Consider the following 26,657-nt stretch of genomic DNA (forward strand, 5'->3'; position numbering starts at 1 on the left):
GGAGCCCGCTCCTGTCCGCAGGTGTGACACACCGGGAGAACCGCCGAGATCGCCCCAACTCGGCCGTACCGACCAAACCCTTTGTCAGCAGGCTCATAGAGGCGGTTACCAGCAGGGGTCACGGCGATCCCGTGCGGGACGGCGCTTCCGCCCAGATCGAGCTTTTCGCGGAAGGCGTGACTTCCGTTGCTCCTTCGCTCAATCACCGAGACGGTTCCGGCGAACGCGCTGGTCACGTAAATGCGCCCCTTGAAGGCAGCTATTCCGTACGGCCCGCTGGAGGGACCGCCGAGCGTGATGGTTTCGACGACATTGTTGGTGGACCGTTTGATGACCGAGACGGTGTTGCCGCCGGTGTCGGCCGCGTACGCGAATCCCACGCCGTCGAAAACGCTCAGGACGTTGTTGTAGAAGAGCCACCGGAAGAAGTCGAAAAACCCACTGCCGCGAACGAAGTCTCTGGGAGCCACGACGTTCTCCGGACTCGATCCGACGGAAATCGTCCGGACCAGAGGATCCGTGGACCAGTCGAACACCGCCACCGCCCCCGGCGCGCGGGCGTCGGTCACGTACAGGCGACCACCGGCGGGAGTGATCGCGATCCCGTGCGGGACGAAGCCCGGGGTGAGCGGAATCGGGCCCAACGCGAGATCGGAGGGCGTGATCGCGGTCAGAGAGCCGTCCAGCGCGTCGGTCACGTAGGCGCAGACCGGTATGTCTCTCGCCGCCCGTGGCAGGACAGCGTCTCGGCGGATGACCGGACGGAGGAAGGAAAATCCGCGCGGGCCCGGTGTCACCACTCCCCACGGGCCGTTGTTCTGGGCACCGCCCAGCGTGATTGTCGCTCTCGCGCCATGGGTGTCGGTGCTCGCGTTGCGCTGGATCACCGAAACGGTGCCGGCCAGTGAATTGGCCACGTAAATGCTGCCCTGCGGGTGCACGGCCAATCCGACCGGCCCTCGGCCGACCGGGATCTTTTCGACGACCGGCTGACTGGCCGATCCGTTCCTGATCACCACCAGGTTGCCGAACTGGTTCTCGGTGACGTAGACGAATCGTCCGTCCGGGCTCACCGCCACGCTTTCCGGCTGCGCACCCGTGTCGAGAGCGATCGTGTTGGTCACCGCCAGCGCCGGCTCGGCCCTCTCCATCTGCTGCTCGAATGTGCGATCGGCTTTCTGCTTCGTCCGCATGACCATCGCGATTTCCCCACTTCCGCGAGTTACTTCCAGGCTAAGGACAGGGAGCATGTGCCCGCATCCGGAGAGGCCTAGGAAACGCGCGAAGAACGACAAAAGAGCAACCCGGAAGATGAAAGAGGGAGTTGGGCCGGCGCAACAATTCAGCCAACGTGCGGGTGGCGGTGCCCCGCCGTACAAGGAAAGGGGGCTCTTCACGCTTGATCGGGGAAGCGGGGTACGGGTGAAGGCCAAGGCGCCCGCCCCGAGTCGCGCCGCCGCTGGGGCGGACACGAGGTCTCCGGTGCTCAGGTTCTTCTCGGTCGATGAACCCTTTACCGGAGACCTCAGTTACTTCACGATCACGACACGCCCGTCACACCGGACTTCAAAGCGGGCTGAGGCGGGCCTTGAGCAGGCAGAACTCATTGCCTTCCGGGTCGGCCAGGACATGCCACTGCTCCTGCCCTGTCTGACCGATGTCGGCCGGGCGAGCACCGAGCTTCAGAAGGCGTTCGAGCTCGGCGTCCTGATCGCGGTCGGTGGCGTTGACGTCGATGTGCAGCCGGGACTTCCCCTGCTCCGGCTCATCCCTGCGGCTGAGGATGATCGTCGGCTGCGGACCTCCGAACCCTTCGCGCGGCCCGATCTCCAGTGAGCCGTCGTCCTCGCGATCGAGCACGACGAAGTCCAGGACCTCGCACCAGAACCGCGCCAGCGCCTCAGGGTCACGGCAACCGAGCACGAGCTCACTGATACGACAGGCCATTGACGAAACCTACTCTCAGCCGGGGAGCCGCACGGGAGGCCACGCACGAACCTCATGGTTCCCAGCAGCGAAAACGATCTCGCGACCGTACCAAACGAGGCCGGCGCGGTCGAAATGATTTCCGGGCGGCCCTGTCCGGGCAGCCGGGCAAGGTCGGCCATGCAGTCGGGAGCCTGACTTTGAGACCTGACCTAACGCCGGCAGCGCCCATAGTCGACCACGAACGTCCCACCGCCCGCCGCGCCCGCGCCGGCCGGGTCCGCCGCTCCCGCCGCCGCGCCGATTCCCACGTCGGTCAGCGTCGGGCTCAGGACAATCTGGCGGTGGCCGTACGTGCTGACGTACACCCACCAATGGACGGCGGCCCGCGGCGTGCCCGACCCTCCCCAGCCGGTGTAGGTGGTCTCGGCGTAGGCCCAGGAGAGCGGGTTCGGGCAGTAGCCCGCGCCCGTGATTCGGCTGTACGGCGTCGAACCGGTCTGCGGGTTGGTGTGCGAGTCCGCGCCCGGCCGCCACCACTTCAGGGTCGCCGCGGCGCCGGCGTGCGCGGCCGCCGCGGTGTCGAGTTGGCTGTTGCGCGTGAGCGGGGCCAGCCCGGCCCTGGCGCGCTCAGCGTCGAGGAGACAGTGCACCGCCTGCCGCACCATCGTGAGGTTGCCGCTGGTGGGAGCCTGGTCGTAATACGCTGATGCGGCAGCGCAGTTCGGCGCGGCAGCGGCCGGGGCGCTCGCCATGGCGCTCAGCGTCGTGAGGCCGGCGGCGGCGGCACCGAGCAGGCGGACGGTGCGCGACAGGACGGCGGGGAGCTGGGGCCGCCGCCGGATGGATGGTGACAGATCGCTCATGAGAGGACTCCCTTCGTTGAGCCTCCAGTGAAACGGCAGCTCCCGGGCGGGCGCCTGAGTAAGCCCTACTCAGATGCCTGCGGGCCGGAGCCCGCCGGAGCGGTGTCGGCCGGCCCGCGCGATCGGGCCATGCGGTCATCGCAGGCCGCGATCACGCCGCAGCCCGCAGCGACGACGAGCAGAGTTTCCCGGCGACGGGTGGTGACCCCCGGTGCCCGAGACCGGCCCCGATGCTCCGGGGTACTGGACTCCTTCAAGCCGGGCGGCATCGAACTGCGCGACATCCCCTACGCGGGCCGGTCGCTGATCCTGGGGCGCGGGCGCAGCACCCCTATGTCCTCCCAGATTCCGAAAGTTTCGAGATTTATGCTCGCATATTCCCAGCTGAGCGACATATAAAAAGATCAGCTCTTGAAATATTTCGATCGTATATTGACATGTTTCGGGCGGATTCCCAGACTGATCGCCAACACGCCACCCGGAAGGGAGAGCTCTGGTGATCACCAGCTTGGCCCGCTCCAAGATCCGTTCGAGGGTCGTCGCGCTGACAGTGGCGGCGGCGCTGTCGATCGCCGGTGCGGTAACGGCAGGACCCCCCGAAGCCGTCGCGGCCGCCGGAGTCGAGGACGAGGGCGCCGACTGCGCGGTGACCGGCCTGCCCGACACCGGATCCCTGCCCACCGACGCCAAGCTTCCCGATCCCTTCAAGAAGCTGAACGCCACGCGCATCTCCGCCAAGTCCGAGTGGCGGTGCCGACGGCAAGAGATCAAGAAGCTGGCGGAGAAGTTCGTCTACGGCGAGAAACCCGGAAAGCCCGCGAGCGTCACAGGAACGGTTTCGAGAACCGGCATCACCGTGAACGTGAACCACAACGGCAGGAGCTCGAGTTTCTCGGCGGGCGTCGACCTGCCGAGCGGTTCGGGGCCTTTCCCGGCGGTCGTCGTCGTGGGCGGATTCGGCGCGGACACGGCCGCCATCAAAGCGGCCGGCGCCGCCGTCATCAATTACGACCCCTACGCGGTCGGGAAAGAGGGCACGCCGCGTAACAACAAACAAGGCGCCTTCTACAGCATCTACGGCTCCTCCAGCAGCACCGGGCTGCTCGTCGCCTGGGCCTGGGGCGTGAGCCGGATCATCGACGTCATCGAACAGTCCGGCGGCGGCATTCTCAAAGCGGATGCGACCGGCGTCACGGGATGCTCGCGGTTCGGGAAAGGCGCCTTCGTGATCGGCGCGTTCGACCAGCGCATCGCCTTGACCATGCCGATCGAGTCGGGCAGCGCCGGCGTCCCCATTTTCCGCGGGATTCCCGGGGAAGGCGCCCAGAGCCTGAGCAGTGCCTATGGTGAGCAGCCGTGGCTGGGTGACGCGTTCGGCTCCTTCACGGGCAGCCCGGCCAGACTGCCGGTGGACACCCACGAAATGGTGGCCATGGTCGCGCCGCGCGGGCTGTTCATCATGGACAATCCGCACATCGCCAATCTGGGCCCCAAGTCCGCGAGCGTGGCGGCCCTGGGCGGGGCGGAGGTCTACAAGGCGCTCGGCGCGGGAGACAACATCACGTACTGGTCCGACATCCAGGACGGCAACCACTGCGCCAACAGGGCTGAATGGCGGACCCCGTTGCAGCAGAACATCCAGAGGTTCCTGCTGAAGACGGGCAACGCGCCCGGCGCGATCAGGATCTCGGCCAAGGCGCTCGGCAACCTGGCCGAGTGGAGAGACTGGCAGACTCCCACCCTCGGCGATGCGACCGACACCATCCCGCCGAGCACGCCCGGCACCCCGGCCGCCGCCAACGTGACCGCCACCGGCGCCACGCTGACCTGGGCCGCGTCCACCGACCAGGGCGGCTCCGGCGTCGCCGGCTACGACGTCCTGCGCGCGCCCGGCGCGAGCGGCGGCACGTTCACCCAGGTCGGCACCTCGACCGCGACCTCGTTCAGCGACACGGGCCTGACCCCGAGCACCACCTACCGCTACCAGGTCAGGGCGCGCGACGGCGCGGGCAACACCTCGCCGGTCTCGAACACCGCGCAGGTCACCACCCAGCCCGGCACCTCCACCGGAACGTGCACGGCCGTCCCCACCGTACAGACCCAGTGGGCCACCGGGTACGTCATCCAGCCGCTGACCATCACCAACACCGGCACCTCGACGATCACCGGATGGACGGTCACCTTCACCCTGCCGGCCGGCCACACGCTGAGCGGCTCCTGGAACGGCACCGCCACCGTCAGCGGGCAGAGCGTGACCATCAAGAACGTCAGCCACAACGGCACCCTCGCCCCCGGAGCCGGCACCACCAGCGTCGGATTCCAGGCGATCCGCCCGAACGGCAACACCGCCCTCCCGTCCGGCTACACCTGCGCCTGACCACCGGCCACGCCCGGCCCGTCGGCAGGTGGGCCGGCGCGCCGGTGACCGGCGCGTCAGCGGCCTTCTCAGGCGGACCGGGCGGTGACCTCGCGGCCCGCCCAGTTGAGCGCGACCTCGCCGTTCGCCAGGAAGTCCAGCTCGACCTCGCCCTTCATCCGGGCGAAGAAGCGGGTCTCCGACATCGGGCGCAGCTCCGTCCTGACCAGCCCTTGCACCTCCACCATGAGCTGTTCGCCCTCCCGCGTGACGTCCATCGTGGAGGTGCGTCCCATGTACCGCATGGTGTAGCGGCCGGTGTACCGGTCGAGGAGGTCCGGGGCGAGGGTGACGAAGACGCGCCGGCTCGGCAGCTCGTACGGCTCGCCGCGGGCGATAGCCGCCAGCGCGGACTCGATCTCGGAGGAGGCAGCGTTCTCGATGTTGGACAGAACGGTCACGAACAAGTCGTCGTCCCCGTAGCGGGCTGAGACGCTGACGAATCCGATGGTGCCGCCCGCGCTCTCCACCCGGTCCGCGCTCACCGCGCAGCCGTAGCCGTACCCGGTGCCGTCGGCCTCGACGTGCGGCCTGAACAGCTCCGTCAGCGACTCGCGCCGCAGCAGCCGGGGCAAGCCGCGGTCCCAGCGGTGCAGGTCCTCGACCGTCGAGTGGAGCGCTCCGGCAGCGTCCTGGTTGGAGTTGTCCAGGTACGGGGTCCTGGCGAGCCGGCCGTCGACCGACATGTAGCCGACGGCGGTCCCGGCGCCGCCGGCCAGGCCGCTGCGCTCCATGGTCAAGGGGACGAAGACGTTCCGGCGCAGGTATTCGCCGTAGGTCAGGCCGGACAGCCGCTCGATCACCTCGCCCAGCAGGATCCAGCCCGAATTGCTGTAACTCATCCGCGCGCCCGGCTCGAACAGCAGGGGCCGGTCCTTGAAGCCGTCGATGAGTTGCCGCCGGGTGCGCGGCGTCCCCATGACGCGGGTGAAGTCGCCCGCCGTGACGTAGTCCGGGATGCCCGAGGTGTTGGTCAGCAGGTGGTGCAGGGTGATCTGCGCGCCGTGCGGGTAGCCGGGCAGGTGGCGGGCGATCGGGTCGGTGACGCGGAGCGTGCCCTGCTCCCGTAACCGCAGGATCGCGATCGCGGTGAACGTCTTGGTCTGCGATCCGATGCGGAACACCGTTGCCGGCGTGTTGGCCACGCCGTGCTCATGGTCGGCGTGGCCGTACCCCTTGGCGAACAGCCGCCGGTCGCCGCGGGCGACCAGCACCGCACCGCTGAACCTGCCCAGTTGCGCGTACGCGCTCACGAGCGCGTCCATCCGGCGCGAGAGGCGGGAGAACATGAGAACCTCCAATTTGATTAATCTAGTTTGACTATATGAGCATGGGGCGGCTGATATGGTCAACCTTGACTATCGTGTGGAGGTGTTGGGTGTCGTCGACCCGGATGCTCGTCCTGGGGCTGCTCAACGAGGGGCCGCGGCACGGATACGAGATCAACCAGCTCGTCACGGCCGGGGCGCTGGAGCGATGGACCGACGTGAAGCCAGGATCGGTCTACCACGCGCTGGCCAAGCTGGAGGCCGAGGGGCTGGCGGAGACCCATTCCGAGGAGCGCACCGGCGATCGGCTGCGCCGCGTCTACGCGATCACACCCGAGGGCCGGCGCACGCTCCGCGACCTGCTGCGCAAGGCGCTCGCCGCGCCTCCGCACTCCACGAGATCCGACTTCGCGCTGGCGCTGCGCTGGCACGCGCTCCTGGGGTCCGGCGAGGCACGGGACCTGGTGGCGGCCTCGTTCCGGGCGCTGGAGGCCCAACGGGTGGCGCTTGCCGCCGGGCGCGAGGCGAAAGCGGGGCTGTCACCGCTGGCCGACGCCCTGTTCGACAACGCCGAGGCGCATCTGGCGGCCGACGTGAAACTCCTGGAGGACGTCCAGCGTTTGCTGGACGGCTGAACGCCCGGCATGCCGGTGCGATGCTACTTGACGGCGCCGCTGGTGATGCCCGAGATGATCTTGCGTTGGGCGACGGCGAAGACCACGACCAGCGGCAGGCTCATCAGGATCACGTACGCGAAGATCAGATGCCAGTTGTTGAGATACAGCCCGGCGCTGGCCACCCGGAAGAGGTTGAGGGGAAGGGTGTCCAGGCGCCCGCCGATCACGAAGAAGGCGTAGAAGACGTCGTTCCACACGTACAGGCAGACCAGGATGGTGGCCGTGGCCAGCACCGGGCGCAGCAACGGCAGCACCACCAGCCAGAACACCCGCATCGGGCTCGCCCCGTCGAGCTGTGCCGCCTCCTCCAGGGAGGTGGGGATGGTGCGCACGAAGCCGGTGACGAAGAAGATCACCGTGGACATGTAGATGCCCATGTAGACGCCGATCATCCCGACCGCGCTCCCGGCCAGGCCGAGCTGGCGCAGCAGCAGCACGACGGTGACGACGGCGGGCGGGAGCACGATGCCGCTGATCGCCAGCGCGTACAGGACGGCGTTGAGGCGGGTGGTGCGGCGGGCCAGGATCCAGGCCGCCATCGAGCCGAACAGCAGCACCCCGATCACCGAGGGCACGACGACCAGCAGGCTGCCCAGCGACGCCCGCAGGACCTCGCCGTCGCCCCACACCTGCCCCAGGTTATCCAGCAGGTGCCACTCGGACGGCAGCGACAGGTCCGGCGTGAGCGCCTCGCCGCGGGACTTGGCGGCCGTGACCAGCACCAGCCACAGCGGGATGCCGATGGACAGCGCCACCAGCACGAACGTGACCAGGGGCTGGAGCCGGCGCCACACGGGCGCGTCGCTCACACCGCGACGGTCGGGCACGACGGGGGTCACAGGATCTCCTCCCGCTTGCGCAGCACGTAGATGACGGGGAAGGCCATGAGGGCCACCAGCAGGAACAGCACCAGGCTCATCGTCGTGGCCTGCGCGAACAACCCCTGGCCGAAGGTGCGGTAGATGAAGATGTTCAGGATCTCCGTGGTGCGGGCGGGCCCGCCGCCGGTGGTGGCCTGGGCGATGTCGAAGCCGTTCATCGAGCCCAGCAGCGCCGTGGCGACGTTGAACGTGATCGCGGGCGCGAGCAGCGGGAAGCGGACCGCCCAGAACGTACGCCACCGCGACGCGCCGTCGATGTGGGCGGCCTCCACGATGTCGTCCGGGATGGTCTTCAGCCCCGCCAGGTAGATCAGCATCGACAGCCCCATCCACTTCCACGCGTGGATCAGCGCGACGACCACGACCGTCCAGGTGGTGTCGCCCAGCCAGGCGTAGTCGATGCCGAGGAGTTGGTTGAGGCCGCCCGTCGGCTTGAGCAGGGCCTGGAAGATGTAGCCGACGGCCAGCGCGGACATCAGCACCGGGACGAGGAAGAAGACCCTGGCCATCCGGTTGAGCCAGGTGTCGCGTTCCAGCAGCACCGCCAGGCCGAAGCCGAACGCGTTCTGGAAGATCGCCACCAGCACCGCGTACACCACCGTGACCCGCAGCGACCGGAACAGCGTGCCGTTGGAGGCCAGGTCGGTGAAGTTGTCCAGCCCGACGGGCCGGATCGCGCTCTTGAAGCCCGACCAGTCGGTGAAGGCGTAGACGAAGTTGAACAGCGTCGGCAGGAAGAAGAACACCAGCAGGATGGCGAACGCCGGAGCCATGAACCACATGGGGTGCGTCCGCCTCCCGACGACCGGGCGCCCGCGGGTCGCGGTCGTGGCGCGGGAGGCGGCCTGCCGTGAGGTCGTGATCAGCACGTCAGAAACCGCTCGCCCCGGCGGCCTTGGCGAGCTGGGCGAACTGGTCCTGCGTGGCCGAGGCGACCTTCTCCGGCGTCATGGTCCCGGTGATCATGTCGGCCAGGTTCAGGTACAGGTCCGGGTTGGCCACCGCCAGCGCCTGCATCGACCCGACCGCGGTGGGCAGCGCGGCGTGCACGTCCAGCAGGGCCTGCGGCACGCCCGCCGGGCTGGGCACCGACGGCTCCAGGGAGACGGTGTTGCGGTCGGTGACGAAGTCCTTGTAACCGGGCCCCATCCAGTACGCCAGCAGCTGCCGCGCCGCGGCCTCCCGCTTGGCGTCACCGGTCTTGAACGCCACCAGCGCGTTCGACTGGTCGGGGATGAACGTGCCGACGTTCCCCGACGGAGAGATCGGGAAGAAGCCGATCTTCTTGTTCAGCGTGGCCGTGTCGGCCGTGGCCTGCAGCTGCCCGAAGAACGAGTTCACCTGCACGACCATGGCCGCCTTGCCGGACAGCAGCGCCGCGCCCTGGTCCTCGAACTTCGCGGTCTTGATGTCGGAGTTGAACAGCCCCTCGTCGATCAGCGACTTGTACGTCTTGATCGCCCCGACGACGGTCGGGCTGTTGAACGTCTCCTTGCCCGTGTTGATCCGCTCCCACAGGCCGTCCTTGGCCGCGTCCGCGAGCTGGACCTGCACCCACCACTGGGTCGCCCACTTGTCGCCGGCCATCTCGAAGAACGGCGTGACGCCCTTGCCCTTCAGCGTGCGCCCCAGCTTCACCATCTCGTCGAAGCTCTTCGGCGTACCGGTGATCTTGTTGGCGGCGAAGACCTCCTTGTTGTAGTAGACGCCCTCGACCGCGGGGCTCGTGACGAGGGCCGCGTACCGGGTGCCGTCCAGGATGCCGGTGATGTCCTTCAGGTCCGGCGACAGCTGCGCCAGCCACGGCGCGTCGTTCAGCGGCTGGAGGTTGGCCTTGGCGTTGATCGCGGTCAGCATGGACGCGGTCGGCTGCCAGAACGCCAGGTCGGGCTTGTCGCCGGTGGCGACCTTGGTCTGGATGCCCTGCTCGTACGGGTCCGGGATCGTCACGACCTCGACCGTCGCACCCGTCGCCCGCTGGAACCCGGCGATGACCGCCTTGGGCACGGTGTTGCTGTTCTGGGCGGCCCAGATCGTCAGCTTGACCCCGTCGAGCTTGGTGGCCGGGTCGGGCCAGGCCGCGGCGGTGGCGGGCGCGGCGGAGGAGGTCTCGACGGAGGGGTCGCTGCACGCGGTCAGGCCGAGCGTGAGCGCCGCCGCGGCGGCGACGGCCGTCCATGTGGTTTTCATGGTGGTCTCTTTCATGAGGCGGTGCGGATGCGGAGGATCCGGGCGGAATGGGGCTCGTCGCAGCATGGGGTGAGCGTCAACACGCCGGAGCCGGGCTGCCAGTCGCGAGCCCAGTCCGGCAGGTGCCGCGGGTAGAGCACGTCGATCTCGACCGCGCGGCCCGCCAGGTGTGGCAGGTCCAGCCGCACGGGCTTCGCCCCGTCGCGTCGCCATACGCCAAGGTATGTGACGTCAGCCGTCCGCAGACCCAGGGCGAGGTGGCGGGCGTCCCAGCGCGGCAACCCGAGCGGCCACACGGGCGTGGCGCGGGCGAGGTCCGCGCGGATCTCCTTGTGGACGCGTACGGCGTCGCGGACCGAGTCGAGCTGGGCATCGCTCATCCCGTCCAGATGGCCGGACAGGTAGAGCCGCCCCAGCATGCCGGTGCACAGCGCGAAGGCGATCTCCTCGTCCGACATGTCGGGCTGCGGGTACGCCCAGCTCGCCGACTGCTCGGGCAGCACGGACATCGGCGCCGACGCCGCGATCGGCGGGTAGAGGCGGAAGTCCTGCTGGTCGCTGGTGGACTGCAGGTGCAGCCGGGACAGCATGGCGTAGTCCATGCGCATGGCGCCCGACGCGCAGTTCTCCAGGGTGAGCCCCGGATGGCGGGCCAGCACGCCGTCCAGCCAGGCCAGGTGGGCCCGGTTGCAGGCCAGCAGCCCGTCCCCGGCGCTGTCGGCGTCCAGGTCGGTGCCCGCGCCCGGGTCGATGTTGTAGTCGAGCTTGAAGTAACCGACGCCGAGCTCCTCCACCAGCCGGTCCACGACCTGGTCCAGGTGCGCGATCGCGCGGGGATGTCGCAGGTCGAGGTGGTAGCGGCCGTGCTCGACCAGGCGCATGCCGCCACGCTGCAGGAACGCCTCGGGGGGCAGCTTGTCGGCCATGGGGCTGCGGACGCCGATCACCTCGGGTTCGAGCCACAGCCCCGGCACCATGCCGTGATCCCTGATGCGGCCGAGGACCTCCTCGATGCCGCGCGGGAAGCGCGTCTGCGACGGCTGCCATTCGCCGACGCTGTCCCACCAGGTGCCGCCGTCGTCGTACCAGCCCGCGTCCACGCAGAACACCTCGGCCCCGGCGGAGGCGGCGGCGTCGATCAGCGGCAGGAGCTTGGCCGTGGTCGGGTCGCCCGACAGCGTGTTCATGTAGTCGTTGAAGACCACCGGCAGCCGCTCCCGGTCGGGATGCGGCCGGACGATCATCCGCCGGTGCGCGGTGAGCGCCGCGGCCGCCCCCTCCAGGCCCGCGCCGGACACCGCGACCGACACCGGCACCGTGGTGAACGACTCGCCGGGCCGGAGCAGGTGCTGCCACTGGTGGTCGATGTCGGTCGGGCCGAGCAGCGCGACGTACGGGTCGTCCAGCCGCTCGCCGACCTCCCAGCGCCAGGCGCCGTTGTGCTCGATCTGCCACAACCACGCCTGCCCGCCGGCGCGGTCGATCAGGCCGCCGGTGGGCAGGTGGGAGCCGGTCGACCAGGTGCCCTTGCTGACGACCGCGAGCCGCCCGCGGCCGTCCTGCCCGTGCGCGCCCAGACGCAGATCGGGTACGGCGTGCGCGCGCAGGGCCTCCCGGACCCAGCGGCCCTCGCCCAGCCACTCGCTGTCGGCCCGTACGACGTCGATGTCGTCCACCGAGCCCGCGAAGGCGGCGGCGAACGACGTGACGCCCAGCAGCAGCCGGGGGTTCTGGCCGCGGTTGGTCACCCGCGTCCAGACCTGGAACGCGCTGACACCCTCCGCCGAGCGCACGAACACCTCGGCGTCCAGCCCGCTCTCCGCGTCGTGCAGGTCGAGCTGCAGCACGTGCCACACTCCCTCCCTGCGCTGCTCGCAGCCCCGGTAGGCCAGGCGCAGGCCGACGGCCGTCCGGGAGAAGCGGTGCGAGGCCCGCGCCCGCCCCGCCTCCGGGACCAGCAGCTCCACCAGCGGCTGCGTCGCCCTGGGCAGGTGCGCCGTGGCGGCGTCGCCGCCGGACAGCGACCGGACGCCGACCGGGCCGTCGGGTGAGACGTCGAGCACGACCCGCAGGCTCGGGTGGCCCCAGACGACGCTGGTGTTCATGGATCTCCTCTGCTGCTTTTCGCGGGTGCTGCTTCTTGCCGACCGGCGCGGCTCAGCCGACCGGCCTGGCGATCTGGATGCGATCGATGTCGGGCGCGTAGCCGGCGGAGGCGTTGCCGAACGTGATCGTGTTCGCTCCGGCGGTCAGGGTGACGTCCACGACGGTGGTGCGGTAGTTCGACCAGCCCAGCGTGTTGCGGAAGTAGTGCCGCTGGGCCGCGCCGCCGTTGACCGAGATGTCGGCGTAGCGGTCGACGATGTTGCTGTTGTAGTTGGTGGCGCCCTCGCCCAGCTCGCCGTTGGCGTACGTGACGATCAGGCGGTGGCGGCCGGCCGCGTCGGCGGTGACGTTGTTGAAGCGCAGCGTGTTGGCCGCGCCGGCGCCGACGTAGCCGACGTACTTCCCGCCCGAGGCGGCGGAGTTGGCCGAGACCCTGGCGGCGCCGCCGAGGGTGTTGGCGCTGGACTCGGCCTCGTACGCGTTGATCGTGCCCGACGTCGCCGACACCTCGAGGTAGTCGAGGTTGACGCCGGTGGCGGCGACGTCCAGGCGGTTGATCCCGGCGGTCAGGAACACCTTGGCGGTGGCGGTGCTCCAGCCCGGGGCGGCCGGCAGCGCGACGTCGGTCAGGTCGGAGCCGTTGAGCCGCAGCCTGGCCGTGCGGGCGGCGGCGGCCGAGTAACGCAGGCCCACCGTGTAGTAGCCGTCCGTGGGGGCCGTGACCACGAACCTGGCGCCGCCGTCGGCGAAGGAGACCGGGCCGTAGGTGATCGTGCCCGGCGCGGCGGCGTACTCGGCCTCGTAGCGGGCGCCGGTGGTCGCGCCCTTGTCCGGCGACACGATCACGTGGTACGCGGACGACCCCTTCAGCCCGGTGAGCGGGATCGTGATCTGGCCGCCGGACGGCGTGAAGCCCGCCTCGGTGACCTTGTACGGGCCGGGGGAGGGGTTCAGCCCGGTGTCGTCCACGCCCCAGACGGTGGCGTGGACCGTGGTGCCCAGGGCGGCCGGGATGCCCTTGACGACCAGGTTCGTGTCATAGGTGCCGGCAGCCGGGTTGTTGCCGCCGAAGATCACCCTGGCCTGCTTCTTGCCCTGGTCGAGCGCGGCCAGGCCCTGGAGGGAACCGCCCGGCGCAGGTGGGGTGACGGTCACGGTGTTGCCGGTCAGCTCGCCGTACCACTTGTACAGCCACCAGCCGCCGGTCGCCTGGTTGTTCCTGGTGACCAGGTCGTTGAGCCCGCCGGCCGTCGTCCAGTACGCCAGGCAGCCGTCTACCTTGCTGTTCTCGAACTTCGCGACGAACTGCACCAGGTTGCCCGGCACGCCCAGGTCCCCGGAGAAGCGCCCGTACTCGTTGATCGTGATCGGCCTGGGGGAGATGCCCAGGCCGGACTCGATCGCCCGGTAGTCGGCGTAGTGGGTGTGCCAGCTGGTGAAGAAGTCGTCGCCCAGCTCGTGCCAGGTGGTGACGTCGGGCAGCACGGCGTTGTCGCGGGCGAACTGCATGAACGTCCGGATGTCGGCCGAGCGGTAGCTCGCGAAGTTCGGGCCCGCGATGCGGGCGCCGGGGTCGAGGGAGCGGATCCGGCGGTAGACGGTCCGGTAGTCGTTCATGAACCCGGTGAGGTTGCCGCTGTACCAGATCTGGTCGGGCTCGTTGAAGGGGACGTAGACGTACGAGGTGCGGTACGGGTCGGCGACGACCTTCCTGACCATCGTGTCCACCTTGGCCAGGTAGTCGTTGAGGCCGAGGTTCTCGTACGGCCACTGCTTGTAGACGTCCTGCATGTAGATCTGGATCTCGCGGCCGCCGGCGCGCTTGAACATGGGGGCGATCTTGAGCGCGTCGCCGTTCGGGTGCTGCAGGCCGTCGGGCGCCTTCTGGGCGGTGACCTGGGGTTTGAGGGCGGCGAGCATGGTCTCGTTCGGGATGCCCTCGTCGCCGAGCCCGTACAGGAAGCCGGTGGCTCCGTACCTGAGCGCGCCGGTCGAGCTGCCGAGATCGACGACGAGCTGAGACGCGGCCTGGGCGGGTGCGGCATGCAGGGCACCCGTCACCATGACCACCGCCAGCATCGCTGACCAGGCATGTTTCCTCCTCATGGTGGGACAACCTCCTTGCGTGCTTCGGGCGTTCGAGCCCTTGGGGGACGTGGAGGTGCGCAGATGTGACCGGTCACATTTTCTTGATGCTTGAGTGTGACCGCTCACATTACGGAGGAAAAGACCCTGTTACCAGGTTGTTACCGGCAAATATCGGGGCTCGGCGCCATCCGCTCCGGGGTTGCAGTCCCGGGAGGTCGTGGTGGTGGCGTCGGACGTGCGCCGCGAAGGGCGAACCTGGTGACGCGGACCTTGGTCGCGACCGCCGGACAACGACGATGGTCGCAGTCCTCAAGGCCGGGTCCGTCGCGAAAAATCGGATGAGCGGCAGACGGCCTAAGCCTCCCCGTCTGCGGGATAGGCGAGCCGGGTGAGCAGATCCCTCAGTCGCTCGGGCTCGCCGGGTCCCAAGGCGGCGGTCAGACGCTCGGCCATCGGCTCCGCCGCCACATGCGCTGCGTCGAAAAGCTCGACACCCTGAGGCGTGATCTCCACTGCCCGCACGCGCCGGTCGCCCGGAACGGTCTTGCGTACGGCCAGCCCCTTGCGCTCCAGGTCGTCGACGACGCGCATGATCCCCGCCTTGTCCGACCCCGTCTCCGCCGCCAGGTCCCGCTGCACGGTGGGCCCACGGTTGACCAGCACGATCAGCACGGCAAAATGCCGTAGCTCGATGCCGAGCGGACGAAGTGCCTCTGTCATCACCGCGGCTGCTCGCCAGTGTGCCTGGCGCAGCAGCAGGCCAAGGGCGAAAGGCGAGGTGTCCCCGGGCCGGTCGGTCGCGCGGGAGGCGGCGTTTCTGCGGGGAGCGTTGCCGGTCATGAGGCCATACTACCGCTACCCTTTTATTCGATACGGTTTCATGTGAAATCAAACCGCCCCTCTGTAGGCACCTGCGTAGCGGGTGCTATTTCCCGTGTAGCGCCTCTCGGTCGAACCTTTGGACGAGAGGAAACCATGACGATTCTCGTGACCGGTGCCACCGGTACGGTCGGCCGCCAGATCGTGGCGCAGCTTGTCGCGCGGGGCGAGCGAGTACGGGCCCTGACCAGGAACCCGGCGGCGGCGCGGCTGCCCGAGTCCGTGGAGGTGGCCTATGGCGACCTGACCGCGCCGCAGTCCCTGGGGCCCGCGCTGGAGGGTGTGACCGGGCTGCACCTGATCACGGTCGCCGGTGACGACCAGGCGGGGCTCCAGACCGGGCCCGAGCTCGTCGAGCTGGCCGCGAAGGCGGGCGTGGCCCGGGTCAGCGTGCTGAGCAGCTGGGACGAGTGCTCGGTCGAGGAGGCGCTGCGGGCCGGGGGACTCGGCTGGACGCAGTTGCTCTGCGTAGAGTTCATGACCAACGCGCTCGAATGGGCCGAATCGATCCGCCAGGAAGGCGTGGTCCGGGTTTTCGGCAACCATCCGGGTGCCGTGGTCCACGAGGCGGACATCGCCGCCGTCGCCGTGGCGGCGCTGGTCGAGGAGGGGCATGCCGGGCAGTCGTACCTGCTCACCGGGCCGGAGGCGCTGACCCCCGAGCGGCGGGCCCGCATGATCGGCGAGGCCGTCGGGCGGGAGGTCCGGTTCGAGGAGCTGAGCGAGGCGCAGTACCGGGCGTCGATGGAGGCGTGGGGGGCGGGGGAGGAGCTGATCGAGTTCGCGGTCCAGCTCGGCGCCAACCCGCCGGAGGCCGCCTCCGTCGCGCTGCCGACCGTCGAGCAGGTGACCGGCCGCCCCGCGCACACGTTCGCCCAGTGGGCCGCGGAGCACGCCTCCGCCTTCCGTTCTTAGTCGATTATCAGGAGAAATATCATGACAATTCGGCCTTTTCGCATTGAAGTTCCTCAGCAGGACCTGGACGACCTTCGTACCCGTCTGGCGATGACCCGCTGGCAGGATCAGCTGCCCGGCACCGGGTGGGAGCGCGGCGTCCCCCTCGACTACCTCAAGGACCTGGCCGAATACTGGCGCACCGGCTACGACTGGCGCGCCCACGAGGCCAGGCTCAACGAGATCCCCCAGTTCACCGCCACGATCGACGGGCAGAACATCCACTTCGCCCACATCCGCTCCGAGAACCCGTCCGCCCTGCCCCTCATGCTCCTGCACGGCTGGCCGGGCACGTTCGTGATGTTCCTGGACGTCATCGAGCCCCTCTCGCGGGACTTCCACCTGGTCATCCCCTCCTTGCCGGGCTTCGGTTTCTCCACCCCGCTGTCCGGTCCGGGCTGGGACCCCGCCCGCACCGCCAAGGCATTCACGCAGCTGATGGCGATGCTCGGTTATGACCGGTACGGGGTGCAGGGCGGGGACAGCGGCTCCTTCGTCGCGCCGGAGATGGGCAAACACGAGCCCGACCACGTCGTCGGCGTCCACCTCAACGCCGCCCTCACCTTCCCCATCGGCCAGGAAGGGGAGATGGACGGGCTGACGGAGGAGGATCGGCGGCGTTGGGACACGATGCAGAACTTCAACGACGGCTACCTCCAGACGCAGTCGAAGCGGCCGCAGACGGTCTCGTACGGGCTGCACGACTCGCCGGTGGGGCAGCTCGCCTGGATCATGGAGAAGTTCAAGGAACTGACGGATCCGGTGGACGGGCTGCCTGAGGACTCGCTCGACCGCGACCTGATGCTGACCGACGTCACCATCTACTGGCTGACGGGCACGGCGGGCTCGTCGGCGCAGTTCTACTACGAGAGCATGGGCGCCGCCGACTGGAGCGAAGCCGGCGCAGACGACTGGGCCGCCACCTCGGGCGACGATCCCGTCTCGAGCGGCGCGCCCGATGGGGACGGCGCTTCCGATTGGGGTGCGACCGATTCGGACCCGTCCGGTTCGGGTGGCGCGGGTGACTGGGGCGCGGCGGTGCGGGGCACCGTGCCGACGGGCGTGCTCGTGTCGAAGACCTGCGACGTCACCATCCGCCCATGGGCCGAACGCGACCACAACATCGTGCACTGGGCCGAATACGACAAGGGCGGCCACTTCTTCGCGACTGAGCAGCCGGCCCTCTTCGCCGAGGACGTCACCACGTTCTTCGCCAAGCTCCGCTGATCACGCCCGGCGCCGAGCACACAGGACGCGGGGACGCCGCCCGGGCGGCCCCGGTCCGGCGGGACGGTCAGCGGCCGGCCGGCCGAACTGATCGAGGCGGTGGAGGTTCGCGCGGCCCGGCCGCCGCCGGCGAGGACGATGTGCGGTGAGGCCGGCTCAGCCCGTGGCCAGGGCGGGTTCGGGGAAGACGACGCCGCTCAGTTCCTCCGACTGGACGCCGCGGCCCGCGCCTATGTGGGCTTCGCCGTGGCCAACGCCGCGCTGCTCGACCTGATGTTCTCGGCCAAACACAGCCCGGAGGCGTCGCAGGCGCTGGGCGCGACCGCCCACCGCTGGTCCGAACAGCTCCTGGGGCTGATCGGCGATGGGCAGCGCCGGGGCGAGGTACGGAAGGGCCCGCTGGAACAGGTCGCCCTGCCGGTCTTCGCGGCGCTGCACGGTTTCGCCGACCTGACAGTGAGCGGCATGCTCCCGGAAAGCGCGGCCGAGCACGGACTGGACGACGTGATCGCGTCCGTCCTGCGTCAATGCAAGCCGGAGTAGGGCCACGCCGGGACGCTGGTGGGCGAGCCGATCAGCCGGGGCTGGAGCGGCCGTGCCGCCAGTAGCCGAGGAACGCGATGTCGCCCTTGGGCGTGCCGCGGTCGTTCACCAGGTGCCGGCGCAGCCCGGTGGGCAGGCGGGACTCGCCCGCGGCCCAGGTGTAGAAGCGGCCGGCGGGCAGGGCCGCGCGCCTGACGGTTTCGAGGGCCAGCTCGCCGGGAATGGTGCCGGCGCCGTCGCGGGGGAGCCAGTGGATCCGTACGCCCGGCGGGTGCCTCACGTCCCCGCGGATGTCCGCGCTTTCGGGGACCTCCAGGAAGACCTCGGCGACGAGCGAGGCCGGCGCGTGCTCCAGGATCGCCATGATGGCGGGCAGCGCGCTCTCGTCGCCGACGAGCAGGTGCCAGGAGGCGCCGGACGGCGGCAGGTAGCTGATGCCCATGTCGAAGATGCCCGCCGGCTCGCCGGGCTTGGCCCGCGTCGCCCACGCCGAGGCCGGGCTGGTGTCGCCGTGCAGGACGAATTCGATGTCCACCTCGTGCGCTTCGGGGCGGACCCGCCGGATCGTGTAATTACGCACCCACGGCCGCCGTGACTTGGGCAGGAGCAGCACCTGCGCCATCCAGGCCTCGTTGGAGAGGGTCGGCATCCTGAGACCCGTCTGGCCCTCCCGGGGGAAGAACAGGCGAACCGTCTGGTCGAAGCCCATCGGCCGCAGGCTCTCCAGTTCGGGGCCGCCGAGGGTGACGGTGGTGAAGTGAGGGCTCAGCCTGGTGTTCCCGACGACCTCCAGGGTGATCATTCGTCGTGTTTCGGGCAGGCGTACCTTCGGCAGCACCTTGTTTCTCTCCTCACAGGTCGATGACGAGGCGGGCCGACAGCGAGCGGGACACGCAGGCGTACATGCGGCCGGGTGCGGCGCCGATGTCGTCGCGATGCTCGGGCTCGCCCTCCAGAACGGTGAGCTCGCAGCTGCCGCAGACGCCTTCCCGGCAGCCGGAGGGCACGGGGAGGCCGGCGTGCGTCAGCGCGGCCAGCAGCGACTCGTCCGCGGGCACCGGCACGGTACGTCCTGACCGTGCGCACACGACCTCGAACGCGGTATTGGGCGCGAACGTCCTGGGCGTCGGCCGGAAGCGCTCGATGTGCAGCCGCTCGGCCGGGAAGGCGGCCTCGCAGGCGGCGAGCAGGGACGCGGGCCCGCAGCAGTACACGACGGTCTCGGGTCCGAGACCGGCACCGAGCGCGGCGAGGTCGGGGCGCCCGTCGTGCTCGGTGGCGACGATCGTCACCCGGTCGCCGTACGCGGAGCGCAGGTCGCCGGCGAAGGGCATGGTGGCGTACGTGCGTCCCGTGTAGACCATCGAGCCCGACGCGCCCTCGTCGATGGCCGCCCGCAACATCGGCAGGATGGCGGTGACGCCGATCCCGCCCGCCAGGAAGAGGTAGTCAGGAGCCGCGACGAGCGGGAAGTTGTTGCGTGGCAGGGACACCTCCAGCGTGCGGCCCTGCCGGAGATAGCGATGGATGTAGTCGGAGCCGCCTCGGCTGAGCCGTTCGTGGCGTACTGCGATGCGGTAGCGCCCGGGGTCGGCCGGGTCGCCGCACAGGGAGTACTGCCTGGTCAGCCAGTTCGGCAGGGCGAGGTCGATGTGCGCGCCCGGCTCCCAGGGCGCCAGCGGGCCGGCCGCGCCGCGCAGGGTGAGGGCGACGACGTCCTCGGCGACGCGGTCGACGCGGTCGAGAATGGTGAGCTGCATGAGGTGATCACGTCGGGTTTCGGTCAGTAGAGTTTCCGGTAGCCCTCTTCGAGGCCGGCTTCGATGAGTCGCGGGTCGAGGTCGAGCCCGAACTGCGCGGCGGCGACTTCACCGAGCGTCGGAAGCTCGTCGGCGAGTGCCTGGCTGGCGGGGTCCCACAGGCGGGAGCGGATGAGCGCGCGGCCGCAGTGGAAGTAGGCCTCCTCGACGTCGACGACGAGGGCCAGTTCGGGCTCGCTGGCCTCGATCTGCATCCGGGCCAGCACGTCGGGCTCGTCGGTGGGATAGGCGCGGCCGTTGACGCGCAGGCTCTCCCGCGAGCCGGGGATGAGGAACAGCAGCCCGATCCCGTCGTTCTCGGCGAGGTTGCGGAAAGAGTCGGCGATCTTGTTGCCGGGCCGGTCGGGGATCGCGAGCGTGTGTTCGTCGAGGACCTTCACGAAGCCCGGATAGTCGCCGCGGGGCGAGCAGTCGGCCCGTCCCGACGCGTCCGCGGTGGCCATCGCCAGGAAGGGCGAGTGCGCGATGAAGTAGCGGATGTGCTCGTCGATGTGGTCCTGGATCTTGTTCGCGATCATCGCGTCGGGCTCGCCGAGCCGGGCGCGGACCTCTTCCATGGACACCTCGCGGGGCTGCCGAGAGGCTGGACGAAGCTCTGCGAGTGGCGCATTTTGCCTGCTCATGGCGCTATTATGAGCAATCCTTCGGTTCTTGCGCTACTCGCTTTCACGCTCCTCGACAGGAGGTCCGCGGTGTCGGAGAAGCAACGGCTTCACCCGCGTAAACAGCCCCGGCAGGCCCGCGCCGAGCTCACCCGCCGGCGCATCCTCAAGGCGGCTGCTCACGTTTTCACCGAGTACGGCTACGCCGCCGGCACCACCAACCGGATCGCCGAACGGGCCCGCGTGTCGATCGGATCGCTGTATCAGTACTATCCGAACAAGGACGCCATCCTCCTGGAGCTGATGGCCGGCCACCTCGACAGCGGCGCGGCCGAGGTCAGCCGCCGCCAGGCCGAGGAGCTGCCCGACACCATCGAAGGCGTCATGCGCGTCTTCGTACAGGCCGCCATCGCGAACCACCTGGACGACCCGCAGTTGCTGCGCATCATGGTGGAGCAGGCGCCGCGCTCCCAGGACCTGGTGAAGAAGGTCAACCAGTACAAGGACGCGCGGATCGCCTACACCCGCGACCTGCTGCGCCGCTATCCCGAGGTGCGGGTCTCCGACATCGACACCGCCGCCCGGATCCTCAACGCCACGATCGAACTGGTCGTCCACCAGGTCATCGCGGAGCACGAGCCCATTGACCTGAAGCGTCTGGAGGACGAGCTCGTCGCGATGTTCACCCGCTACCTGACCTCGATGTGATCGGGGCCTTCCGGTAGCGGCCCCGGGCGACGACGGGCGCGACGTCGATCTCGGGCGGCTCCGCCGGTCGTCACGATGACCAATGCACTTCGGAGCTGGGGTGATATCGGCATGTGGCACCCGTGGAGATCGAGGATCTCAGGTGGGCGGCCAGCTCCGGGTGGCGGTGGTCGAGTTGGCGCAGGGTGTTGCGGATCCGGTTGGTGACCGCCTTGCGGGCACGTTCGGCCTCGTCGCCGAGGCGGCGCGGGCGGCCGCCCAGCCCGGCGGCCGTGCGCAGTTCGTCCAGCAGCGCCGTGCGCTCGGCGTCGAGCTCGGCCGCCCGGCGGTCGTCGCCCAGGTCGGCGGCCCGGTCGATCTCGTCGTCGAGCAGCTCCAGGCGCCTGCGGTAGCGGGTCCTGGCCTCCTCGTCCAGCATGTCGTCACCGCCCATGCTCCGCGCGGCGAGGACGATCTCGCCGCCCGCCGGGTTGAGCAGCTCGACCGCGGGGACGTCGCTCCCGGGGCGGTCGAGCAGGACGCGCAGGTCGGCCAGGCCCTTGGAGTCGGGCAGGTGCACGGTCCGGCCGGCGAAGGTCAGGGTCCAGACCCCGCCGTCGAGGCGGAAGGCGTCGGCTTCGGGGCGTGGCAGGCGTACGAGCATGCCGATGGCCGCGGCGTCCCGCTCGACCCGCGCAACGAGCGCGGAGGCGTCGTCGCCGCGCGCCTGCAGCGCCTCGGCCAGGCGGGCGCGGGACTCGATCGACCAGGGGCGGGCGCCCAGCAGGTCGGCCGCGCGACAGGCGGCGGTGAACCCGTCGACGGCCTCGTCCCAGCGCCCCTGGGCGGCGTCGAGCACCGCCGCCCAATGCGCGAACGGCCCCTCGACGGCGACGGTGGCCGTCACGCCCCACTGGCCGACGTACGGGGTGATCGCGGCCCGCGCTTGCTCGCAGAGCACCGGATCCTTCGACAGGGCGGCCGCCTGCGCCTGGAGTCTCAGCCACAGCGGCGCCATCCACCGCTGGTGCCGCCGGCCCGTTGCCATGACCTCCGCCAGGTGGCGAGCGGCATCCGCGTCGCCTCGTCGCGCCGCTGTGGCGGCGCGGTAGAGCGGGAAGTGACGGCTGCCCGCGAGCTCCATCTCCGCCAGGACACCGTCGGCCTGCTCGAAACGGCCGCTGAGCGTCGCGACCGACCACCGCTGCATCCAGCGCAGGTCACGTCGGCCGATGCCCGGCTGCTCGCCCAGCTCGTAAGCGGCGTCGATGTGCGTCCCCGCCTCGTCGAAGCGGCCGGCGAGCGTGGCGAACATGGCCTGGAGCACCGTGGCCTCGTGCTGGAACAACGACAGCTCGGCCCCCTCGGCGTGCGTGGCGAAGGCCCGCTGCTCGGTCAGGCACCGCGGATCGCCCAGCTCCAGCAGCGCGCCGACGCGCCAGGACCGCGCGGTCAGCTCCAGCCGGGGATCCCGGCTCCGCCGCGCCACGGCCGCCAGCTCCTCGGTGACGGCCAGTCGTTCGCGCGCGGTGCCCGGCTCCCAGATCGCGCCCAGCCTGGCGAGCAGGCTGAACCCGAGCGTCTCGTCATCCGCACCCTGCCTGGCCAGCTCCGCCGCCACCTCGCTCAACTCCCGGGCCACGACATCCCGCCTCCGGCCGTAGCCGCCGGGCCCTGACGCGCTCTCGCTCGTCTCGCGGGAGGCGTCGGTGGACGTGCGCGTGGTGTCGTCACGCTGGTGTCCTGAGATGTCGGCCTTGCCCGCTTCCTTGCCCGCCTCGGGGGAGACGATGGTGGACGCGCTCTTGCCCCGTACGGGTGCCGTGGTTTCGGGGGCGGGCGGGTGGATCAGGCGGTGGTGGGCCTCGTGGACGAAGTCGCTCCAGCGGCCCTGGCCGGTGTGGCCGAGGTCGTGCAGCTTCAGGGCGGTCAGGGCCAGCAGGTCGGGGTCGTCGAGATGGCGGGTGACGGCGATGGCCGACTCCAGCGTGCGTGTGCCGGTGGCGGTGTCACCCACCCGGTGTTGTGCCACGCCGAGATCCACGCCGATCGTGGCCCGCCTGCGTGCCGCCCACACGGGGGTCAGCTCCAGGGCGCGCCGGTAGTGCCCGACGGCCTCCTCGTCGGCCATCCGTGCTTCGGCGTCTCGCGCCGCGGTGAGGAGGAGGCCGGGGGCGTCGGGCACGCCGGCGAGGTAGGCGTGGTGGGCGCGGGTCGCGGGCAGTGCTTGGTCGAGGGCGTGGAGCGCGGCGGCGTGCCGGGCGCGGGCTTCGTCCTCGCTCAGCTCGGCGTAGAGGGTCTCGCGTACGAGGTCGTGCACGAAGGCGTGGCGGCCGGAGCCCAGTGAGGTGATGAGCTTGGCAGACACGGCCTGGTCGAGCGCCCGCCGCACCGAGGCCTCGCCGACGAGCCTCTGACCGGTCGCACGCGAGGCGAGCGAGAAGCCGAGAGCGGTGCGCAGGGTGGGCTCGGTGAACTCGCGGCCCAGGACCGCCGCCATGCGCAGCAGCTCCATCACCTCCTCCGGCAGTCGCGACAACCGCCGCCGGACCGCCGCCCCGACCCCCGGCGGGATCGTCGCCAGAGGTGTCCCGCCCTGCCACAGGCGGGCGGTCTGCTCCACGAAGAACGGGTTGCCGCCCGTGCGCCGGTGGATCTCCGTCACCAGCTCCGCGCCGGGCTCCACGCCCGTCGTGTGGGCCACCAGCCGGCCGACCTCCTCCCGGTCCAGGCCCGTCAACGTGAGGACGGTGGCCTTGGCCTCCAACGGCAGGCTCAGCGGCCCGTCGACCTCGGCGTCGCGATAGGTGCCGATCACCAGCAGCCGCTCGAACCAGGCGTGCCGCACCACGAACTCCAGCAGCCTCAGCGAGGCCGCGTCCGCCCAGTGGAGGTCTTCGAGCACGACCACGACGGGCTGCTCGCGGGAGGCGTCCACCAGCAGGCCGGTCACCGCGTCGTACAGCTCGAACCCGTCCGGCCCGGCCAGGCCCGCGAGAGGGCTCCGCGGCGTCGCTCCGGGGACGAGCCGGCGGACCACCTGCACCCACGGCCAGTAGCCCGGCGCGCCCTCGCCCTCCCAGCAGGCCCCGCTGAGCAGCCGGGCGCCCCCGCGCACGGCCTCCTCCGCCGCGCCCGCCACCAGGGCGCTCTTGCCGATCCCCGCCTCGCCGGTGACCAGCACCAGGGCGCCGTGGCTGACGAGCGCGCGCTCGACCTCGCCGCGGAGCGCGGCCGCGGGTCGCTCCCTCCCGATGAGCATCGCCATGCGGGCACTCTACGCGGCCCCGCCGACAATTCCGGGGCTCCGGCCGAGATGAAACTTTCAGCGGGAACCCGCAGGTCGGAGAGCATACCCCCGTCTCCGGTTTGACGTGGACCCGCGCCCGTGCGATCAAAGCAGGCGCGGTTCAGTCCCGTTGGGAAAGCGCTTACCGAAAGGGAGAGCGACCTTGACATTCCGATCTCGTTCCACAGTGGTGGCCACAGCGATGGCCGCCGGGCTGCTGGCCGCCGTCACCGCGGCGCCTCCCGCGCAGGCCGCGACAGACGGCAGCGGCCCCTGGCCGAGCGACACCGGCAGCGTGCACATCACCACGACCCGCAACGCCGGCACGTTCTTCGACGGCGGCATGAAGCGCTACTACGGCATCGGCGACGGCGGCCAGGGCGAGAGCCAGGACCCGATGTTCGTGGTGGCCAACGGCGGCACCATCCAGAACGTCATCATCGACGCCCCGGCCGGCGACGGCATCCACTGCGAGGGCTCCTGCACCATCCGCAACGTCTGGTGGAACGACGTGGGCGAGGACGCCGCGACGTTCAAGTCGTCCAGCTCGTCGGCGACCTACCTGGTGGACGGCGGCGGCGCCAAGTCCGGCTCCGACAAGGTGTTCCAGCACAACGGCGCCGGCACGCTGACCATCAGGAACTTCCAGGTGCACGGCTCCGGCAAGCTCTACCGCGCCTGCGGCAACTGCTCCACCTCCTACCGGCGCAACGTGGTCATGGACGGCGTCACCGTCCGCACCACCAAGGTCCTGGCCGGCATCAACACGAACTGGGGCGACACGGCCAGGTTCAGCCGGATCACCGTGTACGGCAGCGCCACCATCTGCGAGAAGTACCGGGGCGTCCCCAAGGGCCAGGAGCCGGTGAAGATCGGATCCGGGGCCGACGGCGTGAACTGCATCTACTCTTCATCCGACATCACGTATCGGTGATCCACTGAATGTTAGCGCTACCACAATCAGAGGTGCCCGAATGAAACGCCTGGCCGTCCTGCCCCTCCTGGTGATCGTCACCTTCTTCTTACCCATCCAGAACGCCCTGGCCGACACGAACGTGGCCAGGAACGCGACCCCGTCCGCCTCCTACACCTCCCCGTGGGAGAGCGTGGCGGCGATCAACGACGGCATCGACCCGCCCAGCTCGAACGACACCGTCAACCGCCGCTGGGGCACCTGGCCCAACACCGGCACCCAGTGGGCCGAGCTCACCTGGACCTCGGCCCAGACCCTCAAAGGCGCCGACGTCTACTTCTTCGACGACGGCGGCGGCGTCCGGGTGCCCGCCTCCTGGAAGCTCCAGTACTGGACCGGCAGCGCGTACGCCGACATCTCCGCCACGTACCCGACCGCGGTCAACGCCTACAACAAGGTGAGCTTCACGCAGGTCAGCACCACGCGCCTGCGCGTCCAGCTGCAGAGCGGCGCGGGCTCGGTCGGCCTGCTGGAGGTCAAGGCGTGGACCCCCGACTCCGGCGGCGGCACCACGACCTGGAACCCGCCCGCCAACCTCGTCACCCCGCTCAACGAGGTCTGGCAGCACGTCGAGAGCACATACCCCAACCTGTACGGGTTCCGCAACTACGGCTGGGACCAGGTCATGGCCAACGGCGGCTCGATCAACTACTGCGTGCGCTGGGACACCACCGCCACGGTGACGGCGGCGCAGCGCGACCAGATCCACGCGGCGCTGGCCCGCCAGTTCAAGAAGTGGATGGACGTCATGGCCGGCCACAACGGCTGGCCGTACGCGAACGTGCCGGTCAAGGTCGTGGGCTGGGCCGTACGGGACCGGGCGCAGCTGCAGTGGAGCGACAACTCCGTGGACATCTACGTCAACAACATCCGCGAGAACGCGCCCCAGTGCGCCGAGCCCTGCGGCCGGTTCTTCAACCAGAGCGGCCAGTACCCCAACTGCCCGGGCGGCGCGTCGCACCACTACGACATGTCGCTCTGGCTGACCGCCGGGTTCGGCGGGGGAGCCGGGGGCGACTGGGGGCAGCGGATCGGCAGCGAGTACTACATGTCGAACCTCAACGCCGACAACATCCACATCCTGCTGCATGAGATGGGCCACTCGTTCGGCCTGGACGACTTCTACGACTGGACTCCGACGGGCCAGTGCTGCTTCCTGATGAAGGCGGGCAGCGCGGCGCAGATCACGGAGTTCGACAAGTGGATGTTCCGGGACTGGTGGCGGCACCTGAAGAGCCGCTACGGCCTCTGACAAAAGGGGAGGG

22 protein-coding genes are annotated in these 26,657 nt (G+C 69.9%); 8 read left to right on the forward strand and 14 right to left on the reverse strand.

Annotated features, from left to right (window positions below):
• From ACIBQ1_RS43560 to ACIBQ1_RS43570, 3 genes are all read right to left on the reverse strand, one after another.
• Positions 1-1,193: YncE family protein (locus ACIBQ1_RS43560; RefSeq protein ID WP_397286602.1), on the reverse strand; the 1,193-nt coding region annotated here is incomplete at its 3' end.
• 373 nt (positions 1,194-1,566) lie between these two features.
• Positions 1,567-1,947: a VOC family protein gene (locus ACIBQ1_RS43565; RefSeq protein WP_397286604.1), complete on the reverse strand. Its 381-nt coding sequence runs from the start codon at positions 1,945-1,947 to the stop codon at positions 1,567-1,569.
• Between the two features lie 191 nt (positions 1,948-2,138).
• Complete coding sequence (locus tag ACIBQ1_RS43570; RefSeq protein WP_397286606.1) at positions 2,139-2,792, reverse strand: CAP domain-containing protein; 654 nt, start codon at positions 2,790-2,792, stop codon at positions 2,139-2,141.
• A gap of 496 nt (positions 2,793-3,288) precedes the next feature.
• On the opposite strand from ACIBQ1_RS43570, the gene ACIBQ1_RS43575 reads away from it, so the two are divergent.
• The gene (locus ACIBQ1_RS43575; protein WP_397286608.1) at positions 3,289-5,169 is read left to right on the forward strand and encodes a cellulose binding domain-containing protein; all 1,881 of its coding nucleotides are present in this window, start codon (positions 3,289-3,291) and stop codon (positions 5,167-5,169) included.
• Between the two features lie 68 nt (positions 5,170-5,237).
• On the opposite strand, the gene ACIBQ1_RS43580 is transcribed toward ACIBQ1_RS43575, so the two are convergent.
• The gene (locus ACIBQ1_RS43580; protein ID WP_397286610.1) at positions 5,238-6,497 is read right to left on the reverse strand and encodes a serine hydrolase; all 1,260 of its coding nucleotides are present in this window, start codon (positions 6,495-6,497) and stop codon (positions 5,238-5,240) included.
• A gap of 89 nt (positions 6,498-6,586) precedes the next feature.
• Here ACIBQ1_RS43580 and ACIBQ1_RS43585 point away from each other — a divergent pair, with 89 nt between their 5' ends.
• Positions 6,587-7,111 (forward strand): PadR family transcriptional regulator, encoded by a 525-nt coding sequence (locus tag ACIBQ1_RS43585; protein ID WP_397286612.1) that lies wholly within the window; start codon positions 6,587-6,589, stop codon positions 7,109-7,111.
• Between the two features lie 23 nt (positions 7,112-7,134).
• On the opposite strand, the gene ACIBQ1_RS43590 is transcribed toward ACIBQ1_RS43585, so the two are convergent.
• The 6 genes from ACIBQ1_RS43590 to ACIBQ1_RS43615 all read right to left on the reverse strand — a co-directional run bounded on the left by ACIBQ1_RS43590 (position 7,135) and on the right by ACIBQ1_RS43615 (position 15,258).
• A complete protein-coding gene (locus tag ACIBQ1_RS43590) occupies positions 7,135-7,992 on the reverse strand; it encodes a carbohydrate ABC transporter permease (protein ID WP_397286614.1) in 858 nt (285 codons plus the stop codon).
• Positions 7,989-8,903 (reverse strand): carbohydrate ABC transporter permease, encoded by a 915-nt coding sequence (locus ACIBQ1_RS43595; RefSeq protein ID WP_397286616.1) that lies wholly within the window; start codon positions 8,901-8,903, stop codon positions 7,989-7,991. Before ACIBQ1_RS43595 ends, ACIBQ1_RS43590 begins: the two co-directional genes overlap by 4 nt.
• Before the next feature lies 1 nt (position 8,904).
• Positions 8,905-10,224, reverse strand: a complete 1,320-nt coding sequence (locus ACIBQ1_RS43600) for an ABC transporter substrate-binding protein (RefSeq protein WP_397286618.1) — start codon at positions 10,222-10,224, stop codon at positions 8,905-8,907.
• A gap of 11 nt (positions 10,225-10,235) precedes the next feature.
• Positions 10,236-12,329, reverse strand: a complete 2,094-nt coding sequence (locus tag ACIBQ1_RS43605; RefSeq protein WP_397286620.1) for an alpha-galactosidase — start codon at positions 12,327-12,329, stop codon at positions 10,236-10,238.
• 52 nt (positions 12,330-12,381) lie between these two features.
• On the reverse strand, positions 12,382-14,436 hold the full coding sequence (locus ACIBQ1_RS43610; protein ID WP_397286622.1) for a hypothetical protein: 2,055 nt from the start codon (positions 14,434-14,436) through the stop codon (positions 12,382-12,384).
• A gap of 336 nt (positions 14,437-14,772) precedes the next feature.
• The gene (locus ACIBQ1_RS43615) at positions 14,773-15,258 is read right to left on the reverse strand and encodes a MarR family winged helix-turn-helix transcriptional regulator (protein ID WP_397286624.1); all 486 of its coding nucleotides are present in this window, start codon (positions 15,256-15,258) and stop codon (positions 14,773-14,775) included.
• A 135-nt stretch (positions 15,259-15,393) separates the two neighbouring features.
• Between ACIBQ1_RS43615 and ACIBQ1_RS43620 the strand changes: the two genes are divergently transcribed.
• The 3 genes from ACIBQ1_RS43620 to ACIBQ1_RS43630 all read left to right on the forward strand — a co-directional run bounded on the left by ACIBQ1_RS43620 (position 15,394) and on the right by ACIBQ1_RS43630 (position 18,021).
• Complete coding sequence (locus ACIBQ1_RS43620; protein WP_397286626.1) at positions 15,394-16,212, forward strand: NmrA family NAD(P)-binding protein; 819 nt, start codon at positions 15,394-15,396, stop codon at positions 16,210-16,212.
• 21 nt (positions 16,213-16,233) lie between these two features.
• Positions 16,234-17,478, forward strand: coding sequence for an epoxide hydrolase family protein (locus ACIBQ1_RS43625; RefSeq protein ID WP_397286628.1), 1,245 nt, complete (start codon positions 16,234-16,236; stop codon positions 17,476-17,478).
• 99 nt (positions 17,479-17,577) lie between these two features.
• Positions 17,578-18,021: a TetR-like C-terminal domain-containing protein gene (locus ACIBQ1_RS43630; RefSeq protein ID WP_397286630.1), complete on the forward strand. Its 444-nt coding sequence runs from the start codon at positions 17,578-17,580 to the stop codon at positions 18,019-18,021.
• Between the two features lie 31 nt (positions 18,022-18,052).
• Here ACIBQ1_RS43630 and ACIBQ1_RS43635 read toward each other — a convergent pair whose 3' ends face one another.
• The 3 genes from ACIBQ1_RS43635 to ACIBQ1_RS43645 are packed head-to-tail and all read right to left on the reverse strand — an operon-like array spanning position 18,053 to position 20,398.
• Positions 18,053-18,823 (reverse strand): siderophore-interacting protein, encoded by a 771-nt coding sequence (locus tag ACIBQ1_RS43635; protein WP_397286632.1) that lies wholly within the window; start codon positions 18,821-18,823, stop codon positions 18,053-18,055.
• A gap of 49 nt (positions 18,824-18,872) precedes the next feature.
• A complete protein-coding gene (locus ACIBQ1_RS43640; RefSeq protein ID WP_397286634.1) occupies positions 18,873-19,781 on the reverse strand; it encodes a PDR/VanB family oxidoreductase in 909 nt (302 codons plus the stop codon).
• 23 nt (positions 19,782-19,804) lie between these two features.
• The gene (locus tag ACIBQ1_RS43645) at positions 19,805-20,398 is read right to left on the reverse strand and encodes an MSMEG_1061 family FMN-dependent PPOX-type flavoprotein (RefSeq protein ID WP_397286636.1); all 594 of its coding nucleotides are present in this window, start codon (positions 20,396-20,398) and stop codon (positions 19,805-19,807) included.
• A gap of 135 nt (positions 20,399-20,533) precedes the next feature.
• On the opposite strand from ACIBQ1_RS43645, the gene ACIBQ1_RS43650 reads away from it, so the two are divergent.
• Positions 20,534-21,151, forward strand: a complete 618-nt coding sequence (locus ACIBQ1_RS43650) for a TetR/AcrR family transcriptional regulator (protein WP_397286638.1) — start codon at positions 20,534-20,536, stop codon at positions 21,149-21,151.
• Positions 21,152-21,221: 70 nt separating this feature from the next.
• On the opposite strand, the gene ACIBQ1_RS43655 is transcribed toward ACIBQ1_RS43650, so the two are convergent.
• Positions 21,222-24,398, reverse strand: coding sequence for an ATP-binding protein (locus tag ACIBQ1_RS43655; protein WP_397286640.1), 3,177 nt, complete (start codon positions 24,396-24,398; stop codon positions 21,222-21,224).
• A 184-nt stretch (positions 24,399-24,582) separates the two neighbouring features.
• Between ACIBQ1_RS43655 and ACIBQ1_RS43660 the strand changes: the two genes are divergently transcribed.
• Together ACIBQ1_RS43660 and ACIBQ1_RS43665 are read left to right on the forward strand one after the other, a co-directional pair.
• On the forward strand, positions 24,583-25,353 hold the full coding sequence (locus ACIBQ1_RS43660; protein ID WP_397286642.1) for a pectate lyase: 771 nt from the start codon (positions 24,583-24,585) through the stop codon (positions 25,351-25,353).
• A 40-nt stretch (positions 25,354-25,393) separates the two neighbouring features.
• Complete coding sequence (locus ACIBQ1_RS43665) at positions 25,394-26,644, forward strand: hypothetical protein (protein WP_397286644.1); 1,251 nt, start codon at positions 25,394-25,396, stop codon at positions 26,642-26,644.
• Positions 26,645-26,657: the final 13 nt, after the last annotated feature.

This window comes from Nonomuraea sp. NPDC050153, from assembly GCF_044460125.1.
GTDB lineage: Bacteria > Actinomycetota > Actinomycetes > Streptosporangiales > Streptosporangiaceae > Nonomuraea.

Coding starts and splice junctions, on each gene's coding strand:
- ACIBQ1_RS43640 (WP_397286634.1), bottom strand. CDS start 19,781: ATGCAGCTCACCATTCTCGACCGCGTCGACCGCGTCGCCGAGGACGTC.
- ACIBQ1_RS43605 (WP_397286620.1), bottom strand. CDS start 12,329: ATGAACACCAGCGTCGTCTGGGGCCACCCGAGCCTGCGGGTCGTGCTC.
- ACIBQ1_RS43655 (WP_397286640.1), bottom strand. CDS start 24,398: ATGGCGATGCTCATCGGGAGGGAGCGACCCGCGGCCGCGCTCCGCGGC.
- ACIBQ1_RS43580 (WP_397286610.1), bottom strand. CDS start 6,497: ATGTTCTCCCGCCTCTCGCGCCGGATGGACGCGCTCGTGAGCGCGTAC.
- ACIBQ1_RS43615 (WP_397286624.1), bottom strand. CDS start 15,258: ATGACCGGCAACGCTCCCCGCAGAAACGCCGCCTCCCGCGCGACCGAC.
- ACIBQ1_RS43570 (WP_397286606.1), bottom strand. CDS start 2,792: ATGAGCGATCTGTCACCATCCATCCGGCGGCGGCCCCAGCTCCCCGCC.
- ACIBQ1_RS43600 (WP_397286618.1), bottom strand. CDS start 10,224: ATGAAAACCACATGGACGGCCGTCGCCGCCGCGGCGGCGCTCACGCTC.
- ACIBQ1_RS43635 (WP_397286632.1), bottom strand. CDS start 18,823: ATGATCACCCTGGAGGTCGTCGGGAACACCAGGCTGAGCCCTCACTTC.
- ACIBQ1_RS43645 (WP_397286636.1), bottom strand. CDS start 20,398: ATGGAAGAGGTCCGCGCCCGGCTCGGCGAGCCCGACGCGATGATCGCG.
- ACIBQ1_RS43565 (WP_397286604.1), bottom strand. CDS start 1,947: ATGGCCTGTCGTATCAGTGAGCTCGTGCTCGGTTGCCGTGACCCTGAG.
- ACIBQ1_RS43665 (WP_397286644.1), top strand. CDS start 25,394: ATGAAACGCCTGGCCGTCCTGCCCCTCCTGGTGATCGTCACCTTCTTC.
- ACIBQ1_RS43620 (WP_397286626.1), top strand. CDS start 15,394: ATGACGATTCTCGTGACCGGTGCCACCGGTACGGTCGGCCGCCAGATC.
- ACIBQ1_RS43610 (WP_397286622.1), bottom strand. CDS start 14,436: ATGAGGAGGAAACATGCCTGGTCAGCGATGCTGGCGGTGGTCATGGTG.
- ACIBQ1_RS43625 (WP_397286628.1), top strand. CDS start 16,234: ATGACAATTCGGCCTTTTCGCATTGAAGTTCCTCAGCAGGACCTGGAC.